At 49.4% G+C, this 253-nt stretch carries 1 rRNA gene; it reads right to left on the bottom strand.

Annotated features, from left to right (window positions below):
- Positions 1-253: ribosomal RNA gene (locus C6382_RS23795) — 23S ribosomal RNA — on the bottom strand; the annotation flags it as partial.

The following is a 253-nucleotide window of genomic DNA, read 5'->3' as shown; positions in this document are numbered from 1 at the left end:
GGTCTATACCCAGCGACTAAACGCGCTATTAACACTCGCTTTCGCTACGCCTCCCCTATTCGGTTAAGCTCGCCACTGAATATAAGTCGCTGACCCATTATACAAAAGGTACGCAGTCACCTAACAAAGTAGGCTCCCACTGCTTGTACGCATACGGTTTCAGGATCTATTTCACTCCCCTCTCCGGGGTTCTTTTCGCCTTTCCCTCACGGTACTGGTTCACTATCGGTCAGTCAGTAGTATTTAGCCTTGG

It is taken from the genome of Pseudomonas sp. BBP2017 (assembly GCF_003024385.1).
Lineage (GTDB): Bacteria > Pseudomonadota > Gammaproteobacteria > Pseudomonadales > Pseudomonadaceae > Aquipseudomonas.
The sequence above is the reverse complement of the archived record's forward strand: the minus strand, read 5'-3'. Positions and strand labels throughout refer to the sequence as shown.